The following is an 18162-nucleotide window of genomic DNA, read 5'->3' on the forward strand; positions in this document are numbered from 1 at the left end:
TCCCGTGCACAACGTGGCCCGGCGGCAAGGCGTTGATCCTCGCTGCGGCGCATTACAGCTCTTTACACCGCCGCAAACTCGACTGACCTGGGGCTTGGCAATCGGGGGGCCTGCGGCGCCGGCCGGGCCAGCGGTTCACAATCTGCCCATGATCGAAGCCCCGTTCACCCCGCGCCAACGTTTCGACGACCCGGAAGCCGCCCTGGCCCAGGTCGTCGCCCTGTACCAGGCCCAGGTCAAGCACCTGCGGCAACAACTGCAAGCCTATGTGGACGGCCAGGCCCCGGCCGGCCGGGTGCGCGCCTGGTACCCCAGCGTGCGGGTGCAAACGCACACCGACCAGCGCCCCGACAGCCGGCTGAGCTTCGGCTTCGTGGCCGGCGCAGGCACCTACGAAACCACGTTGACCCGGCCCGACCTGTTCGGCGACTACTACCGCGAGCAGTTCCGGCTGTTGCTGCGCAACCATGGCGGCCAGGCCATGGCCCTGGACGTGGGCCTGGGCACGCAGCCGATTCCCGTGCACTTCTCGCTCGGCGAGGCCGACCACATCGAAGGCACGCTGACGGCCGAGCAGCGAGCTCGCCTGCGCGAGCATTTCGACCTGCCGGACCTGGCCGCGATGGACGACGGCATTGCCAACGGCACCTACGAGCCCGGCCCCAAGGAGCCGCATCCGCTGGCGCTGTTCACCGCGCCGCGGGTCGATTACTCGCTGCACCGGCTGCGCCACTACACCGGCACCGCGCCCGAGCATTTCCAGAACTTCGTGCTGTTCACGAACTACCAGTTCTACATCGACGAATTCATCCGCCTGGGCCACCAGCTGATGCAGGGCGCCAGCAGCGACTACACCGCGTTTGTCGAACCCGGCAACGTGGTGACGCCGCGCGAAGGCACCGAGCAGCGGGCCAGCGGCATGGCGCCGCCACGGCTGCCGCAGATGCCGGCCTACCACCTGGTGCGCGAAGGCCATGGCGGCATCACGATGGTCAACATCGGTGTGGGCCCGGCCAATGCCAAGACCGCGTCGGACCACATTGCCGTGCTGCGGCCGCACGCCTGGATCATGCTGGGCCACTGCGCCGGCCTGCGCAACACGCAGCAACTGGGCGACTACGTGCTGGCCCACGGCTATGTGCGCGAGGACCATGTGCTGGACGAAGAACTGCCGCTGTGGGTGCCCATCCCGGCGCTGGCCGAGGTGCAGGTGGCGCTGGAGCAGGCGGTGGCCGAGGTCACCCAGCTCTCCGGGCAGGCGCTCAAGACGCTGCTGCGCACCGGCACCGTGGCCACCACCGACAACCGCAACTGGGAACTGCTGCCGCACCCGGGTCCCGAGCGCCGCTTCAGCCAGAGCCGCGCGGTGGCGCTGGACATGGAAAGCGCCACCATCGCAGCCAATGGCTTCCGTTTCCGCGTGCCCTACGGCACCTTGCTGTGCGTGAGCGACAAGCCGCTGCACGGCGAGATCAAGCTGCCTGGCATGGCCAACCACTTCTACCGCGAGCGGGTGGACCAGCACTTGCGCATTGGCATCCGCGCGCTGGAGCTGCTGCGCAGCGCTGGCGTGGGGCAGCTGCACAGCCGCAAGCTGCGAAGCTTTGCCGAGGTGGCGTTCCAGTAGCGCAAGGTCTGCCGCGCTTCAAGGCGCGAGGCTTTCCAGGGGCAGGGCCGCGGCAGCGTGGCCCTGCCTTTTTTGCTTGCATGCCGCCGCGGCAGTGGCAGGCACGCGACATGCGCCGCCTGGGAATTCTCTTCAATCAATAATCGTTCTCATTTCGATTATGATTGGGTTTACTTTCCTTAACCGATTTGCCGAGGCGAACGCCGCCGCAGCCGCAAGTGGCAATCGGGGTCAGCAACAGACCGGGAGGGTTCGCAAGCGTTGATCGCCGCCGGGGCCGCTCGCACAGCCCGGCTGGTTCGGCATGCGCGCGCCGCAACCCCGATTCGCATTACCCAACTCATTTGTCTCCCATGTCGCAATACATCCGCAGCCGTCGCCATGCAGGCGCCAACGCCGTCGCCCTGCTGAGCGCTGTTCCGATGGCCGTGCTGGCCCAGACCGCGCCCACCACCCCGCAGCCCACCGACGGCGCGCTGCCCACCGTCAGCGTCAAGGCCCAGCGCGAAGTGCCGTTCAAGGCCGACACCAGCGCTTCGTCCAAGATCACCCAGCCGCTGATCGACACGCCTAAGACCATCACCGTCATCAAGAAGGAAACCCTGCAGGAGCAAGGTGCCACCACGCTGATGGAAGCGCTGCGCAACACCCCGGGCATCACGATGCAGCTGGGAGAAAACGGCAACACCTCGGCGGGTGATGCCTTCCAGTTGCGCGGCTTCTCGGCGCAGAACTCGACCTTTGTCGACGGCATCCGCGACCTGGGCGCGGTGACCCGCGACACCTTCAACCTGGAGCAGGTCGAGATCGTCAAGGGCCCGGCGGGCGCCGACATCGGCCGTGGCGCCAGCGGTGGCTACATCAACCTGATCTCCAAGCTGCCCAGCCTGGACGACTCGCGCCAAGGCTCGCTGACGCTGGGCACCGCGAGCAAGAAGCGCGCGACGGCCGACCTGAACCAGGCCATTGGCGACAGCACCGCCATCCGCCTGAACCTGATGGCGCAGAAGAGCGGCGTGGACGGCCGCGACGAGGTCGAGAACAAGGGCTACGGCGTGGCACCATCGATTGCCTTCGGCCTGAACACGCCCACCCGCGTGTTCCTGTATTCGCAGCACATGCGCCAGGACAACACGCCCGACGGCGGCATCCCGACCATCGGCATGGACGGCTACTACCGCGCCGTCACAGCCTCCGGCACTTCGGCCACCACGGCCGAGCAGGCTGCCGCGATCACTGCCGGCGAACGCGTGCGCCCGGAGAACTACTACGGCAGCAAGGACGACTACGAGAAGGTCAAGGCCGACATGGTCACGACCCGCTTCGAACACGACCTGACGCCCACCACCACGCTGCGCAGCGCCTTCCGCTTCGGCCGCACCCACATGGATCGCGTGCTCACCGGCATTTCGTCGACCATCAACGGCTCGGACATCGGCAGCCCGATCAAGGACCCGTCGGAATGGACCGTGGGCCGCTCGCGCCAGCGCACCGACCAGACCAACGAGATCATTGCCAACCAGACCAGCGTGACGACCAGCTTCGTCACCGGTGGGCTGAAGCATGACCTCAGCGGCGGCCTGGAACTGACACACGAGCGCCAGCAGACGCTGGGCACCGGCACCACCGCGCAAACCATCAAGGGCGTGAACTACACCGCCATCGCGATCCCCGCGGCCAACCTGTACGACCCGAACACCAACGACGTGCTGGGCATCCCCTACCTGACCGGCGCAGACACCGAAGGCACGACGCTGACCGCTGCGGTCTATGCCTTCGACACGCTGACGCTGAACGAGCAGTGGAAGCTGAACGCCGGCCTGCGCTTCGAGCGCTACCGCATCACGACCAAGGCTGGCACCATCGTGACCAGCGCCAACCTCAGCAGTCACCCGGGCTACGCGGTGGGCGGCATCGACGTACAGGAACTGCGCGACGCCGACAACCTGCTGAGCTGGAACCTGGGCGCGGTCTACAAGCCCACCGCCGACGGCACCGTCTACGCGGCCTACTCGAACTCGCTGACGCCTCCGGGCAGCGCGAACTTCTCGCTTTCGGCCACGGTCACCAACGCGGCGAATTCCGCGATGGACCCGCAGGAAACGAACAACATCGAGCTGGGCACGAAGTGGGACCTGCTGGACAAGCGCCTGAACGTCTCTGCCGCGCTGTACCGCTCGGAAAACAGCAAGCAGGTCACGCAGGACACGGTCGACCCGACGATCTACCGCCAGGAAGGCAAGACCCGCATCACCGGCCTGGAGCTGTCCGCCGTTGGCCAGATCACCAATTTCTGGCAGATCACCGCCGGCATCGCCAAGATGAAGACCGAGCAGCTGAGCCAGACCAGCGTGTCCAGCACCGACAACTCGGTCACCACCACCACCGGCGTTCGCTGGTCGCCCGACCTGACCGCCACCTTGTGGACCTCGTACACCCTGAACGCCTTTACGCTGGGTGGCGGCGTGCGCTACGTGTCGGACCAGAAGCGTGCGATCTCGAAAAACAGCCTCAGCATCACGCCTGACAACGTGCCCGAGATCCCGTCGTACACGGTGGTGGACCTGATGGCCGCGTGGAAGGTCAGCAAGAACGTGAACCTGCAGCTGAACATCGGCAACCTGTTCGACAAGGAATACATCAGCACGCTGAACAACAGCGGCGCTCGCATGCGCCTGGGCGCGCCGCGCAATGCCTCGCTGACCGCCAGCGTGCAGTTCTGATGCGCGTTGCGCGCCGCGAGTCAGGCGACTGACGCGACGGTTGCGGCGCTGCTTTGAACGTGAAGGCCTCGGTGAAAACCGGGGCCTTTTTTGTTGTCGCCATGTGGCTTTCATGGCCTCTTGCTTTGCGCCAGGGCCAGGCGTACCGTGGACGCGCAACCCGAAAGGAGCGCCCCATGTCAAGCCCAGCATCGCCGGCAACAGCCGGCCTGTCAGCACGGGGCGCTGCGGCCCGCGATGCCATGCACGCGATCCGCAGCCTGGCGTTGATGGGCCCGGCCGCTGCCGGCAAAACATTGCTCGCCGAGGCGCTGCTGCACCGCGCCGGCATGCTGGGCGCGCCCGGCAGCCTGGAGCGCGGCAGCACCGTCAGTGATTTCGACCCGCTGGAGAAACGGCTTCAACACTCGCTCAACAGCGCGGTGATGCACTTCGCACACGATGGCACACGGGTGCACCTGCTGGACACGCCCGGCACACCCGACGCGCTGGGCCAGTCGCTGCCGGCCCTCGAAGCGGTGGACACTGCCGCCATCGTCATCAATGCCGCCGCCGGCCTGGAGCCGATGGCGCTGCGGCTGATGGCGCAGGCCGCAGAACGTGGCCGGGACCGCATCCTGATCGTCAACAAGATCGACGCGCCCGGCGTGGACCTGCCCGGCGTGCTGGCCCAGCTGCAGGCCGCATTCGGCCGTGAATGCCTGCCGCTGAACCTGCCCTCGGCCGGCGCAGCGCGCGTGGTGGACTGCTTCTTCCAGCGCCAGGGCTCGGCCGACTTTTCGTCGGTGGCCGACGCGCACCGCGCGCTGGTGGAACAGGTGGTGGAGATCGACGCGGCCTTTGTCGAGCGTTACCTGAACGAGGGCGACCTGGATGCCAGCGAGCTGCATGCGCCGCTGGAAGAGGCGCTGCGCCAGGGGCACCTGATTCCGGTCTGCTTCGTCTCGGCGCGCACCGGCGCAGGCGTGAAGGAACTGCTGGACGTGATCGTGCGGCTGTTGCCCGACCCCACCGAAAGCAACCCACCGGCCTTCCTGCGCGGCGAGGGCGAGGAAGCGCAGCCGGTGCAGGCCACGGCCGACCCGGCGCTGCCGGTGCTGGCCCATGTGTTCAAGGTGCTGCAGGACCCGTACGTGGGCAAGCTCGGCGTGCTGCGCGTGCACCAGGGCACGCTCAAGCGCGACATGCAGTTGCTGATCGGCGATGCACGCAAGCCCTTCAAGGTCGGCCACCTGTTCCGGCTGCAGGGCAAGGAGCACTTGCCGATTGACGAGGCGCTGCCGGGCGACATTGCCGCCATCGCCAAGGTCGATGCACTGCATTTCGACGCCGTGCTGCACGACAGCCCCGACGATGGCCGGCTGCACCTGGCGCCGCTGAGTTTCCCGACCCCCGTGCACGGCCTGGCGATTTCGCCGCAGCGCCATGGCGACGAGCAACGGCTGTGGGAGCTGCTGCAGAAGCTGGTCGACGAAGACCCCTGCCTGCGGCTGGAACATGTGGCCGCCACGCATGAGACGGTGGTCTTCGGGCTGGGCGAGCTGCACCTCAAGGTGCTGCTGGACCGGCTGCGTGAGCAGCACCACTGCGAAGTGCAGACCCAACTGCCCAAGGTCGCCTACCGCGAGACCATCACCGGACAGGCGGTGGGCCAGTACCGGCACAAGAAGCAGAGCGGCGGCGCCGGCCAGTTCGGCGAGGTGCACCTGCGGGTGACACCGCTGGCGCGTGGCGAGGGCCAGCGCTTTGTCGATGAGGTGAAAGGCGGCGCGATTCCCGGCAGCTTCATGCCGGCGGTCGAGAAGGGCGTGCACGAAGCGCTGGCCGCTGGCGTGGTCGCCGGCTTCCCCGTCGTGGACGTGCAGGTCACCGTGTACGACGGCAAGCACCACAGCGTGGACTCGAAAGACATCGCCTTCACCACCGCCGCGCGCAAGGCCACCTGGCTGGCGCTGCAGGAGGCGCGGCCGCTGCTGCTGGAACCCATCGTCTCGCTGGAGCTGCAGCTGCCCACCGGCTCGCTGGGCGACCTGACCGGTGATCTTGCGTCCCGCCGCGGCCAGGTCACCGGCACCGACCAGCTGGCCGGCGGCTGGAGCGAAGTGCGCGCGCTGGCACCCGCGGCCGAACTGCAGGGCTACCAGAGCCGGCTCAACGCGCTGACCGGCGGCCAGGGGCGCTACACGCTGGCGCTGTCCCACCACGAAGCAGCCCCGCCGAATGTGCAGCTGCAGATGGCCAAGGAGTGGCAGCGGCACGACGAGGGCTGACGCACGACAGGGGCTCACGCCGAGATGCCGCGCCTTTGCGCGGCATCAAACCCATGGGCAATCCATGCGGCTCACTTTGCGAATCATTCGCATTTGCAGTAACATGAGTTCACTGCAATGCAGCAACGTGGCACCCCGCCAGTTGGCGCTGGCGGCCCTTGCGGCCAGCGTGTGTTTGACCGCCGCCGCTCCCGCCCGCCCCGTTTGTTGCCACCATGCGCCCGCTGCCCGTTCCTGCCCTGCCCGTGCCTTCGGGCGCCGCTGCCGCGCCGCCGGCGCCGCACGCCGCGGGTGGCTTCCGGTTCATCGAGCGCGAAGACCTGGGCGGGCGCAGCCGGCAACTGCTGAGCCTGGGCGTGCTGGCGCTGCACGCCGGCATCGTCTGGGCCTTGTTGCAGGCCCACGGCGAATCGCTGGAAGCCACGCCCGAGCCCAAGGTCCTGACGGTGCAATGGATCGCACCACCGGCCCCCACGCCCAAGCCGCCGGCCCCGCCACCACCGCGCGTGCAGAAACTGCCGCCACAGCCACCACGGCCTGTGCTGGTGGCACCGCCCACGCCCAGCGCCGAAGCGCCCGCCTTCACCGCACCGCCGCCGCCGGCTGAGCCGGCGCCGGTCGCGGTCGCCGCCGTGGCCGCGCCGCCCAGCCCGGCGCCTGCCCCCGCGCCAGCGCCACCGGCCGCACCCAAGCTGCTGCCATCCAGCGCGGTGCAGTACCTGGTGCCGCTGCAGCTCAGCTTCCCGGCGGCCTCGAAGCGGCTGGGCGAATCCGGCACGGTGCTGCTGCGCGTGGTCGTGACGGCGCAAGGCGTGCCGCGCGAGGTCAGCGTCAAGCAGTCCTCCGGCTACGCGCGGCTGGACGAAGCGGCAGTGCGGGCGATGCGCTCGGCGCGCTTCAAGCCCTACATGGACCAAGGCCAGGCGATCGAATGGACGACGCTGGCCCCGATCGAATTCAACCTGGAATGACCTGAACCGCCGACTCTCATGGACACCGTCTCGACCACCCAGGGCCTGGCCCATTTCCTCGCCCAGAGCGACGCCGTCGGCAAGACCTTGCTGGCGCTGCTGATCCTGATGTCCGCCGCCTCGTGGGCCATCATTGCCGGCAAGGGCGTTGCGCAATACCTGCGCCAGCGCCGCAGCAGCGAGTTCCTGAACCACTTCTGGAACGCCTCGACGCTGGACGAAGTCCGCCACGAAATCAGCACCCACGGCGCGCGCGACCCGTTCTCGCACCTCAGCGCGCACGCGCTTCATGCGCAGGTCCACCATGCCCGCCACGGCGCCTCGCGCCTGGCCGAGGCCGGCAGCGCCAGCGAGTTCGTCACCCGCACCATCAAGAAGGTGCTGGACGAGGAAACCACGCGCTTCGAGAGCGGCCTGACGACGCTGGCGACCGTCGGCGCGACCGCGCCCTTCGTTGGCCTGTTCGGCACTGTCTGGGGCGTGTACCACGCGCTGCTGGCCATTGGCATGAGCGGCGCCGGCACGCTGGACAAGGTCGCCGGCCCGGTCGGCGAAGCGCTGGTGATGACCGGCATCGGCCTGGCCGTGGCCATCCCGGCCGTGGTCGCCTACAACGCCTTCACCCGCAGCAACCGCGTGCTGGCCGGCCGGCTGGATGCCTTTGCCTTCGAGCTGCACAGCTTCCTGACCATGGGCGAGGCGCCCGGCGCCGGCCAGCAGCAGCTGGGCGCCAGCGTGAGGCCGCTGAAACCAGTGCCGCAGCAGGCCCAGACCCCGGCTTCGGCCTGAGGACCGCGCGATGGCTTTTGCTTCCTTCGACAAGCAGCGCGCGTCCGCGCCGCTGGCCGAGATCAACATGGTGCCGCTGATCGACGTGATGCTGGTGCTGCTGGTGATCTTCATCGTCACCGCGCCGCTGCTCACGCATGCCGTCAAGCTGCAGCTGCCGCAGGCCAGCAGCCAGGTCAACAACGTGCCGCCAGACAAGATCGACTTCGCGATCGACGCCAAGGGCCAGCGCTACTGGAACGGCGAGCCCGTGACCCGCGCCCAGGCCGCGGAGCGCTTCCAGGCCGAATCCGCGAAGCAGCCGCAACCCGAGGTCCACCTGCGCGCCGACCACCAGGCGGCCTACGGCGCCGTCGCCGAGACGCTGGCCGATGCCGGCCGTGTCGGCCTGACCAAGATCGGCTTTGTCAGCGAACCCGAGCCTCGCTGAGCCCACTGCCCCATGTTGTTGCACATTCCGCAAGTCCTGACCCCCGACGAACTGCAGACGCTGAACGCACGGCTGGACGGCGGCAGCTGGATCGACGGCCGGGCCAGCGTGGGCCCGCAAGGTGCGCAGGTCAAGCGCAACCGACAGCTGGACGACAAGTCGCCGCTGGCCGCCGAGCTGGCGCAGTTCGTCACCCGCGCGCTGCTGCGCCACCCGATGTTCCTGTCGGCCGCGCTGCCGCTGGAGATCCTGCCGCCGTTTTTCAACCGCTACAGCGGCGGCGAACACTACGGCGACCACGTGGACGGCGCGATCCGCTACCTGCCAAACGGCAAGGCGCTGCGCACCGATGTCTCGGCCACGCTGTTCCTGGCCGAGCCCGAGAGCTACGAAGGCGGCGACCTGGTGGTGCGCGACACCTATGGCGAGCACCTGGTGAAGCTGCCGGCCGGCGACCTGGTGCTGTACCCGTCGACCAGCGTGCATCACGTCGAACCCGTCACCACCGGCGAGCGCCAGTGCGCCTTCCTGTGGCTGCAAAGCATGATCCGAGAAGACGCCCAACGCGCAGCCCTCTACGAGCTGGATCAGGCCATCCAGTCGCTGCGCGGCCGCATTGGCGACTGCCCGGAAACCGTCACGCTCACGGGCCACTATCACAACCTCTTGCGCCGCTGGACCGAGGTTTGAAGGGTGAGCGATCCCAAGACGAAGGACCGCAACGCCTGGCTGCGCACGCTGCTGCAGTGGCACTGGATCAGCTCGGCCATCTGCCTGATCGGGCTGCTGGGTTTTTCCATCACCGGCTTCACGCTGAACCACGCGGGCGAGATCGAGGCCAAGCCCGCCGTGCACAACCAGACCGGCACGCTGACGCCAGACCTGCTGAAGCTGCTGGACGCCAGCCCGGCCGCGAAGAAGGACAAAGCCAACGCGCCGCTGCCGCCGGCCGTGCGCGACAAGCTGATGGCCGAGACCTCGCTGCGCTGGCCGGTGGAGACCGAGGCCGAATGGTCGCCCGACGAGGTCTACCTGCCGCTGCCGCGCCCGGGCGGCGACGCCTGGCTGCGCATCGACCGCCACGAAGGCAGCTTTGAGGCCGAACTCACCGACCGCGGCTGGCTCGCCTACTTCAACGACCTGCACAAGGGCCGCCACACCGGCACCGCCTGGCGCTGGTTCATCGACCTGCTGGCCATTGGCTGCTGCCTGTTCGCGCTGACCGGCCTGTTGATCCTGCAAATCCATGCCCGCCACCGCGCGCTGACCTGGCCGCTGGTGGGCGCCGGCCTGCTGCTGCCGGCCATGGTCGCGCTGCTGCTGATGCATTGATCTGATTTTTCACAGCACCCACATCATTCCTGTACCTCAAGGTGACCTGCATGCAACTCCGATATTCGATGGCCCTGGGCAGCGCGGTGGCGCTGAGCGCGCCGGCCTGGGCGGCCGACCTGCAGCTGCGCGTCGAAGTGCCGCGCCTCACCGTGGCCGAATACCACACGCCGTATGTGGCGGTGTGGTTGCAAAGTGCGGCCGACCAGAAATTCGCCGGCAACCTGGCCGTCTGGTACGACGTGAAGAAGCGCGACAACGCCGGCACCAAGTGGCTCAAGGACATGCGCAGCTGGTGGCGCGTCAGCGGCCGCGCGCTGGAGATGCCGGTGGACGGCGTCAGCGGCGCGACGCGCGCGCCGGGCGAACACACGCTGAACCTGGGCAACGCCAAGGCCCTGGCCGAGCTGCCGCCGGGCCAGTACGAGTTGCTGATCGAGGCTGCGCGCGAAGGCGGTGGCCGCGAAGTGGTCAAGGTGCCGTTTGCCTGGCCGGTGAAGACGGCCGACAGCAGCAGCGTCAAGGGTGAGCACGAGCTGGGCGCCGTGAGCCTCAGCGTCAAGCCTTGAGACCTTCAGGAGACACCCGATGAACACCTTCACAAGCTCCCTGCGCCGCAGCGCGCTGGCCGCCACGTTGCTGGCTGGCCTGGTGCCGCTGGCCCACGCGCATCACCCGTGGATTGCGCCGACGGCGACGCTGGTGGACAACCGCGACGGCGCGGTCTCCTTCGACGCCGCGACCAGCGAAGCATTGTTCGAGTACGACGCCCGCGGCCTGCCGCTGGACGGCCTGGTCGTCACCGGACCGGACGGCGCCAACCTGGCGGTCGACAAGGACAAGCTCAACACCGCTTCGCGCCACCGCGCCAGCTTCGACCTGACGCTGCCCAAGCCCGGCACGTACCGCGTGGCCAACGTCAGCGAAACCGTGATGGCCAGCTACAAGCTGGGCAGCGAGACCAAGCGTTTCCGCGGCACGCTGGAAGCCTGGGCCAAGGAAAAGCCAGCCGACGCAAGCGAGGTGCAGGTCACGCAGATGCTCAGCCGCGTCGAGACCTTCGTCGCCCGCGACACGCCCAGCACCACCCCGATCACGCCGGTAGGCAAGGGCATCGAGCTGATCCCGCTGACCGCGCCGGTGGACATCAGCACCGGCGACACCAGCCGCTTCCGCGTGCTGGTCGACGGCCAGGCCTATGCCAATGCCGCCGTCAGCCTGCTGCAGGGCGGCAACCGCTACCGCTACAAGATGGGCGAGCAGAACTTCAGCACCGACGCCAAGGGCGAGTTCACCATCCAGTGGACCGAGGCCGGCCGCTATTGGCTGGGCATCAGCCAGGGCGGACGCGGCCCCGGCGGCGCTGCCGCCGCGCCGGCCGCTGACGCCGCCAGGCCCGCGGCACCGGCGCGCCGCCTGAGCTACGCCGCCACGCTGGAAGTGCTGCCGCGCTGAGCCACCGATGCCTTCTGCTGCCGCACCTGAACAGCGGCGGGTTTTGATCCCGCCCACGCTGCAGCCCGCGCCGCTGGTGCTGGGCCAGGCGGTGCATCGTCTGGCTGGGCGCAGCATGGGCACGACCTGGCAGGTCGACTGGGTCGGCCCGCGGCAGGTGCAACCCACGGCGGTGCAGCATGCGCTGCAAAACGCGCTGGACGAGTTGGTGCGGCAGATGAGCACCTGGGAGGCCGACAGCGAGCTGAGCCGCTTTTGCCGGCTGCCGGAGGGTGCATGGCAAGTCCTGCCGCCGGACTTTTTCCTGGTGATGCAGGCCGCGCTGCAGGTGGCCGAAGCCAGCGGCGGCGCGTTCGACCCGACGGTGGCGCCCGCCGTGGACCACTGGGGCTTCGGCCCCACCGGCCGGCACGACGAGGCCGGCTTCAGCGCGCCGGCCGCGGCGCTGCCGGTCGCTCCGGCCTGGCAGGCGCTGCAGCTGGACAGCCGCCAGCACGCGATGCGCCAGCCCGGCGGCTGCCGGCTGGACCTGTCGGCCATTGCCAAAGGCCATGGCGTGGACGTGATGGCCAGGGTGCTGCGCGAACGCGGCATCGCGAGCTTCCTGGTCGAGCTGGGCGGCGAGCTGCGCGGCGAAGGCCACAAGCCCGACGGCCAGCCCTGGTGGGTGGCCCTGGAACACCCGCCAGGCGCCGAGTTGCCCAGCACCGTGCTGGCGCTGCACGGCCTCAGCGTGGCCACCTCAGGCGACTACCGCCGCGCCTACCAGGCCGGCGGCCAGGTGCGCTCGCACACCATCGACCCGCGCAGCGGCGAGCCGGTCGCGCACGGCCTGGCCTCGGTCAGCGTGCTGCATGCCGACGCGATGTGGGCCGACGCCTGGGCCACCGCGCTGACCGTGCTGGGCCCGCAGGCCGGCCCGGCCTGCGCCGAAGCGCAGGGGCTGGCCGCGCTGTTCATCAGCCGCGAGGCAGACGGCCGCTTCAGCGAACACCTCAGCCCGGCGCTGCGGGCCTTCCTGGCGTGATCGCCGAGCTGGAACCCAGCCGCCTGTGGGCGGCGGCCGGGCTGGTTGCGGCCTACGCCACGATGTGCGCCGGCATCGTCTGGCGCCACCGCCGCCATGCCGCGCCGCCGGTGGACGACGGCCACGTGCTGGTGCTGCACGCCAGCCAGACCGGCCGCGCCGAGCACCTCGCCGCCCAGACGGCCGCGCGCCTGCAGGCCGCCGGCACGCCGGCGCGGCTGCTCAGCCTGGCCGAGCTGGACCCTGCCGAGCTGGCCCACACGCGGCGGGCGCTGTGGGTCGTCAGCACCACCGGCGAAGGCGACCCGCCGGACCCGGCGCTGCCTTTCCTCAAGCGCGTGGCGCAAGAACAGGCAAGGCGCAACGGCCACCTGTCCGAGCCATGGCCTCCTTTCATGCTGCTGGCCCTGGGCGACCGGCGCTATGAAGCCTTCTGCGCCTTTGGCGAACAGGTCGAGGCGCTGTGCCATGCGCACGGTGCGCAGCCGCTGGCGCCGCGCATCGAACTGGACGGTGACGACCCGGCGAACCTGGCCCGCTGGTGGGCCCAGCTTGCGCCGCTGGGCGCTGCCGGCGCCGAGGCCGATGCCGCACTGGACGACAAGACCCTGGCCAGCGGCGCCTGGCGGCTGAGCGCACGCCAGTGGGTCAACCCCGGCAGCAGCGGCGCGCCGCTGTACCAGCTGGACCTCACACCCTCCGAGGGCCAGAACAGGCCGGCTTGGCAGCCTGGCGACCTGGCGCTGGTGCAGGCGCCGGACGCGGCCGGCGTGCTGCAAGCGCCACGCAGCTATTCCATCGCCTCGCTGCCTTCGGAGCCCACGCTGCGGCTGCTGGTGCGGCTGCAGTCGCAGGCCGACGGCACACCCGGCCTGGCTTCGGGCTGGCTGTGCCAGCAGGCGCCGCTGGACACGCCCGTCGCGTTGACGCTGCGCGCCCACCCGCGCTTCCACGCCGCGCCCGAAGACCTGGCGCAACCGGCGCTGTTCATCGGCGGCGGCAGCGGCCTGGCCGGCTTGCGCGGCCACCTGGCGGCACGCGCCGAGGCGGCCGCGCGCGGCGAAGCGGTGGGCCCGGGCTGGCTGGTCTACGGCGAACGCCACGCCGCACACGACAGGCCTTGCGAGCAGGACCTGGTGCGCTGGCTGCGCGACGGCACGCTGCAGCGGCTGGACCGCGTCTTCTCGCGCGACGCTGCACCGGGCGCGCCCCGCCACGTACAGCAGCAGCTGCTGGCCGAAGGCGCGCGGGTGCAGGAGTGGCTGGCGCGAGGCGGGCGGATTTACGTCTGCGGCAGCCTCACAGGCCTGGGCCAGGGCGTGGACCAGGCGCTGCAGCAACTGCTGGGCGAGCCGGCGCTGGCCGAGCTGGCCGCGCAGGGCCGCTACAAGCGCGACCTTTACTGAGCAGCCCAGCAGCTTATGCCCATCAAGGCTTGGCCAACGATGTCTTGCCAGGCTGAGACACGAAGCTGCGTACCGCGGCTGCGCTGAAGCGCTCGGCGGGGATGGGCGTGCCGTCGGTGATGGTCAGCAGGCGCTCATTGAGGAAGGCGCTGGCCTCGCCCAGCATTTGGTCCAGCACATCGCCTTCGGTTGAGCCGGAACCTTTCAGCACGACCAGTTCGTGGTGCCCGTTGTGCACATAGAGCGGCTGGCGCTCATAGAGGCAGTAGTCCGCCTCGGGGCTCTTGCCGTCATGGCCCTTGGCGGCCAGCCCGGCGGTCTTCATTGTCTTGGCCAGCACGTCGCTCTGCCAGACGCAGCGGGCGCCGCCGGCATCCTCGGCCGGCAAGCCGGCGAGGTCATAGGCGTCGACCTTCTTGCCCGCACAAGCGGTGCGCCCCGCGCCCTGCGTGCTCAGCTCAGGCTGGGACGCTTGCGGGGCGGTGTAGTCGATCATCTTCCCCAGCGGCGTGGAGCCACCGAGGGTCGCCTCGCCACACACGTCGCCGGCCCAGGCATGGCGTTCGGCGAACAGCGCCAGCGCGCAGCTGCCACTGGCCGGATCGGCCGCGACCCGGCGCACGGTGGTGTAGGTGGCATGGCGGGCGCCGTCGAAATACTCCTCGGTCTCGGTGACCCTCAGCTTGGCAAGGTAGTCGTCCGACGGCAGCCTGGCCGGCGCCGGTGTCGGCGGCAGGTTCTTCTCCAGACGGCAAGCCTCCACGCTGACCAGGATGCCGTTCTTCAGGCCCGCGACATTGCCAAAACCGGCGTGGTGCAGGTAGATCGGCGTGCGGCTGTCCGGTGCAACGCCGGCGGCCGGCACAAGCGGTGCAGCGCCTGCCAGGGTCAGCGCAAGGCAGCAACGGTTCAGGAGCTTCAGTCGGAGAGAAGAAATGGCGTGCATGCGGCGATTTTGATGCAGGCCGCCTCGCCGGCGGCCGACCCTGCCGGCCGTGGGCAGGGCAAGGCGGCTTTATCATTGGGGCCATGGAGTTTCCCCGCGACGTGGCCGCCATTCGCCTCGACAACGCGCTGGTCCTGTTCGACGAATTTGTCCGCAGCACTGTCAAACACGCCGACGCCGCCACCTTGCGTGGCCTGGAGCGGCGTTTCGCCGAACGTCTGCAAATACAACCCAGCTACTGGAGCCAGATCAAGGGCCGCTCGCGCCAGATCGGCGAGCGGCTGGCGCGCCAGTTCGAACAATGCTGCCAGAAGCCTGCCGGCTGGATGGACCAGCCGCATGCCGGCGGCCGCGCCGCGCTGGGCCTGGGCGGCACCGACGAAGCGGCCGAGCACCCGCTGCCGCAGGACGACGACGAACGTTTCATCGTCGGCCTGGTACTGACCTACTACCGCCGCCACCCGCAACGCGCCCGTACCCGGCTGCTGGACCTGCTGGGCGAAGTGCTGGTGCCCACGCCTGCCGCCGAGCCCAGCCCGGCGCCGGCAACCCGCAGCGCGCCGCTGCCGGCGCCCGGCTCCGGCATCGTGCGGCCACCGCCACCTCCGCCGCCTGCGCCGGAAGACCCGCACGCGCTGTGGCTGAAGCTGCAGACCGGCGTGGCACCACTGAAGAAAAAGCGCTGAGCCCGCGCAGCACCGCGCGTGGCAGCCGGCGCCCGTTGCTCAGAGGCGGCAGGCGAGTTTGCGCAATTCGTTGCTCAAAAGATAAAAAACACTTGCGCAAGATAATCAGTTGTTTATCATCGCGGCACGTTGATTGATGCAGCGCTGAGCCGCGACACCGCTTTCTCCCCGGAAAGCGCCGCCGGCCCCCAGCGCCAGCCCTCACCGCCCCGGCGGGTGACGGCGCCTGGTTCGGAGCCTCGGCTCCCAAGCCTGGCGGCTCCCGCACCTGCCGGCCCTGCCACCTGACTGGAATGCCAATGCTGTTGACCTTGTGGATCCGTGCCGCCCGTGCTGCTTTGGCAGCCACGGTTGGCGTGGCCCCGATGTCGCCCGTGCATTGCCCGATCCGCCCTCGCGGCCGCTGCTGACTTCGTTCATCGGCGCGTTCCGCTGAAGCGGCCCGGGTGGTGTGTCCCTCGGGCCGTTTTGCTTTGTTCATTGCGTTTGTCGCCAGCCTGCCCAGCCCCGGGCAGCGCCGCCGCATGCGCCAAGGAGATTTTCATGAAGCTGACCCTCACCCCGCAAAAGCCCCGCAACCCGCTCGCCACGCTGGCCCGCCAGCGCCGCGCCGGCTCGCACCAGCCCTCCGGCAAGGCGCAACGCCAGCAGCAGCGACGCTCGCTACAGCGTGAGATGCACTTCGCCGCGCCCGACAGACACAGCCCCTGAAACCCGACCCTGGTCTCACCTGCGCATGCGTGGGACCGTCTGGAGCCTCCCATGCACCGCCGCCTGATTGCCGCGCCCGCCCATGGCGCCCTGCCTGTTGTTGACCTCTTGCCCGCGCCCCGGCGCTGGCTCGCTCGCCTGTTGCGCCGCTCGGGCGCCGGCCTGAGCCTCGTCGCCCGCCGCCTTGCCGGGCGCACGGTGCGCCCGGTCGGACCTGCCTGTGAATTGCCGACCATCGAGTTCCACGCCGTGCACAGCGACGCCGGAGCACCCGAAGGTGCGCTGTACGTGAACGGTGAGTTCGTCGGTCGCATCGATGTGAGCCGCATCTGAACGGTCCTGCCGGCGTCAGGAAAAACCCCTGGCGTCGGCGGGCCTCGCTTCAGCCGAGCACACGACATGCCGATAGTCAAGGGGAAGCCCCTTGCTGCCCGCCCCGTCGTTTGCCATGTCCCAGATGCCCTCAGCCCCCCTGCCCACCAACGGTCACCCGCATGACCTGGCGGGCTGGGTGCGCCTGTTCCAGCACGCCGAGCTGCCGGTGCTGGCGCGCACCGCGGCCGCACTGGAAGAGCTGCGACCGATGGAAGACGAGGTCGACGCCCGCATGGTGGCCGAAGCGGTGGGCGTCGACCCGCTGATGACGCTGAAGGTGCTGGCCCGCACGGCCGAGTTGCATCGGCAGCGCCGTACCACCGATGCCGAAACCATTTGCGAAGCCGTGGTGCTGATGGGCATCACCCCGTTTTTTGCCGGTTTCGGACCACAGCCCACGGTGGAGCAACACCTGGCCAGCCAGCCAGAAGCGCTGGACGGACTGAGGGCCGTGATCAGCCGTGCCGAGCGCGCCGCCCGCTTCGCGCTGGCGTTTGCAGTGCACCGCCAGGACCACGACGCCGGCGTGATCCATGAAGCCGCGCTGCTGCACGACTTCGCCGACATGCTGTTGTGGCTGCATGCGCCCACGCTGGCGCTGGAGATGCAGCAGCGCCAGCAGGCGGACCCGACGCTGCGCAGCGCCACGGTGCAACGCCAGGTGCTCGGCGTCACGCTGACCGAACTGCAGCATGCACTGATGCTGGCCTGGCACCTGCCCGAGCTGCTGGTCAACATCACCGACGACCGGCACGAGGAGGCCTCGCAGGTGCGCAACGTGCTGCTGGCGATCCGCCTGGCGCGCCACACCAGCCGCGGCTGGGACAACCCGGCCGTGCCGGACGACGTGCGCGACATTGCCACGCTGCTGAACATGGCGCCCGCGCCCACGCTCGGGCTGCTCCAGGACCTCGACGCCTGACCGGGCGCCTGCCGCCAGCCAGGCGGCGACCATCCAAGGAGGGTGGTGCCCGGTCGCCATCCCCCAACGGAGCGATGGCGCGCAGCTTGCGTACAGGCCGACACTTCGCGCCTGCCATTTCGCGCCGGTTGACCAGCCGGCCTGCTTTCCGCCCATGTCATCTTCCGTTTCCCGCCGCAGTGCGCTGCTGCTGTTCCTGGCCCTGTCACTGGCGGTGGGCTGCGGACTGGCGGCACTGCCGGCCCTGGATCCACTGGCCTCGCTGCGCGGCCACGACGCACCAATGGGACTGGTGACCGCGCTGCTGCACCTGAGCACCGCCTGGCTGGCCACCGCCGCTTGCCGGCAGTGCCTGGCGCAGCGTGTGCACCCCGGCTGGGCGCGGGCCTGGGTGGGGGGGCTGCAAGCCGGTGCGGTGCTGCTGGCCTGGACGCTGTGGCTACTCAGCTGGCAGACCGCCGCACACGACGCAACGGTCGAAGCCGATGCCAG

17 protein-coding genes are annotated in these 18162 nt (G+C 69.5%); 16 read left to right on the forward strand and 1 reads right to left on the reverse strand.

From position 1 onward, the window contains the following. The first annotated feature begins 148 nt into the window (after positions 1-148). The 12 genes from AC3WR5_RS07135 to AC3WR5_RS07190 all read left to right on the forward strand — a co-directional run bounded on the left by AC3WR5_RS07135 (position 149) and on the right by AC3WR5_RS07190 (position 14030). Complete coding sequence (locus tag AC3WR5_RS07135; protein WP_141287945.1) at positions 149-1627, forward strand: AMP nucleosidase; 1479 nt, start codon at positions 149-151, stop codon at positions 1625-1627. Positions 1628-1980: 353 nt separating this feature from the next. Beyond that, positions 1981-4350, forward strand: a complete 2370-nt coding sequence (locus AC3WR5_RS07140) for a catecholate siderophore receptor Fiu (protein ID WP_492483079.1) — start codon at positions 1981-1983, stop codon at positions 4348-4350. Positions 4351-4526: 176 nt separating this feature from the next. Then, positions 4527-6620, forward strand: a complete 2094-nt coding sequence (fusA, locus tag AC3WR5_RS07145; protein WP_492483081.1) for an elongation factor G — start codon at positions 4527-4529, stop codon at positions 6618-6620. 215 nt (positions 6621-6835) lie between these two features. Further along, on the forward strand, positions 6836-7591 hold the full coding sequence (locus AC3WR5_RS07150) for an energy transducer TonB (RefSeq protein WP_492483083.1): 756 nt from the start codon (positions 6836-6838) through the stop codon (positions 7589-7591). Between the two features lie 18 nt (positions 7592-7609). Beyond that, the gene (locus AC3WR5_RS07155) at positions 7610-8380 is read left to right on the forward strand and encodes a MotA/TolQ/ExbB proton channel family protein (RefSeq protein WP_141289984.1); all 771 of its coding nucleotides are present in this window, start codon (positions 7610-7612) and stop codon (positions 8378-8380) included. 10 nt (positions 8381-8390) lie between these two features. After that, positions 8391-8810 carry an ExbD/TolR family protein gene (locus tag AC3WR5_RS07160; protein WP_492483085.1) on the forward strand — a complete coding sequence of 140 codons (420 nt, stop codon included), beginning with the start codon at positions 8391-8393 and terminating at the stop codon, positions 8808-8810. 12 nt (positions 8811-8822) lie between these two features. After that, positions 8823-9500, forward strand: coding sequence for a Fe2+-dependent dioxygenase (locus AC3WR5_RS07165; RefSeq protein WP_492483087.1), 678 nt, complete (start codon positions 8823-8825; stop codon positions 9498-9500). A 3-nt stretch (positions 9501-9503) separates the two neighbouring features. Further along, positions 9504-10142 carry a PepSY-associated TM helix domain-containing protein gene (locus AC3WR5_RS07170; RefSeq protein WP_492483089.1) on the forward strand — a complete coding sequence of 213 codons (639 nt, stop codon included), beginning with the start codon at positions 9504-9506 and terminating at the stop codon, positions 10140-10142. 50 nt (positions 10143-10192) lie between these two features. After that, positions 10193-10711: a DUF2271 domain-containing protein gene (locus AC3WR5_RS07175; RefSeq protein WP_141289980.1), complete on the forward strand. Its 519-nt coding sequence runs from the start codon at positions 10193-10195 to the stop codon at positions 10709-10711. Between the two features lie 19 nt (positions 10712-10730). Beyond that, a complete protein-coding gene (locus tag AC3WR5_RS07180) occupies positions 10731-11597 on the forward strand; it encodes a DUF4198 domain-containing protein (RefSeq protein ID WP_492483091.1) in 867 nt (288 codons plus the stop codon). A 7-nt stretch (positions 11598-11604) separates the two neighbouring features. Then, a complete protein-coding gene (locus AC3WR5_RS07185) occupies positions 11605-12624 on the forward strand; it encodes an FAD:protein FMN transferase (protein WP_492483093.1) in 1020 nt (339 codons plus the stop codon). Beyond that, entirely contained in the window at positions 12621-14030 is a 1410-nt protein-coding gene (locus AC3WR5_RS07190; RefSeq protein WP_492483095.1) for an NADPH cytochrome P450 oxidoreductase family protein, read from the forward strand. Before AC3WR5_RS07185 ends, AC3WR5_RS07190 begins: the two co-directional genes overlap by 4 nt. A gap of 22 nt (positions 14031-14052) precedes the next feature. Here AC3WR5_RS07190 and AC3WR5_RS07195 read toward each other — a convergent pair whose 3' ends face one another. Beyond that, positions 14053-14976 (reverse strand): hypothetical protein, encoded by a 924-nt coding sequence (locus tag AC3WR5_RS07195; protein WP_492483097.1) that lies wholly within the window; start codon positions 14974-14976, stop codon positions 14053-14055. 83 nt (positions 14977-15059) lie between these two features. Between AC3WR5_RS07195 and AC3WR5_RS07200 the strand changes: the two genes are divergently transcribed. The 4 genes from AC3WR5_RS07200 (at position 15060) to AC3WR5_RS07215 (ending at position 17670) form a co-directional block, all read left to right on the forward strand. Beyond that, entirely contained in the window at positions 15060-15662 is a 603-nt protein-coding gene (locus tag AC3WR5_RS07200) for a hypothetical protein (protein ID WP_231013056.1), read from the forward strand. A gap of 543 nt (positions 15663-16205) precedes the next feature. After that, positions 16206-16373: a hypothetical protein gene (locus AC3WR5_RS07205; RefSeq protein WP_231013055.1), complete on the forward strand. Its 168-nt coding sequence runs from the start codon at positions 16206-16208 to the stop codon at positions 16371-16373. 51 nt (positions 16374-16424) lie between these two features. After that, positions 16425-16706 carry a hypothetical protein gene (locus AC3WR5_RS07210; RefSeq protein ID WP_231013054.1) on the forward strand — a complete coding sequence of 94 codons (282 nt, stop codon included), beginning with the start codon at positions 16425-16427 and terminating at the stop codon, positions 16704-16706. 115 nt (positions 16707-16821) lie between these two features. Continuing rightward, complete coding sequence (locus AC3WR5_RS07215) at positions 16822-17670, forward strand: HDOD domain-containing protein (RefSeq protein ID WP_492483100.1); 849 nt, start codon at positions 16822-16824, stop codon at positions 17668-17670. The last annotated feature ends 492 nt before the right edge of the window (positions 17671-18162 follow it).

Source organism: Ideonella sp. FW305-24 (genome assembly GCF_058788035.1).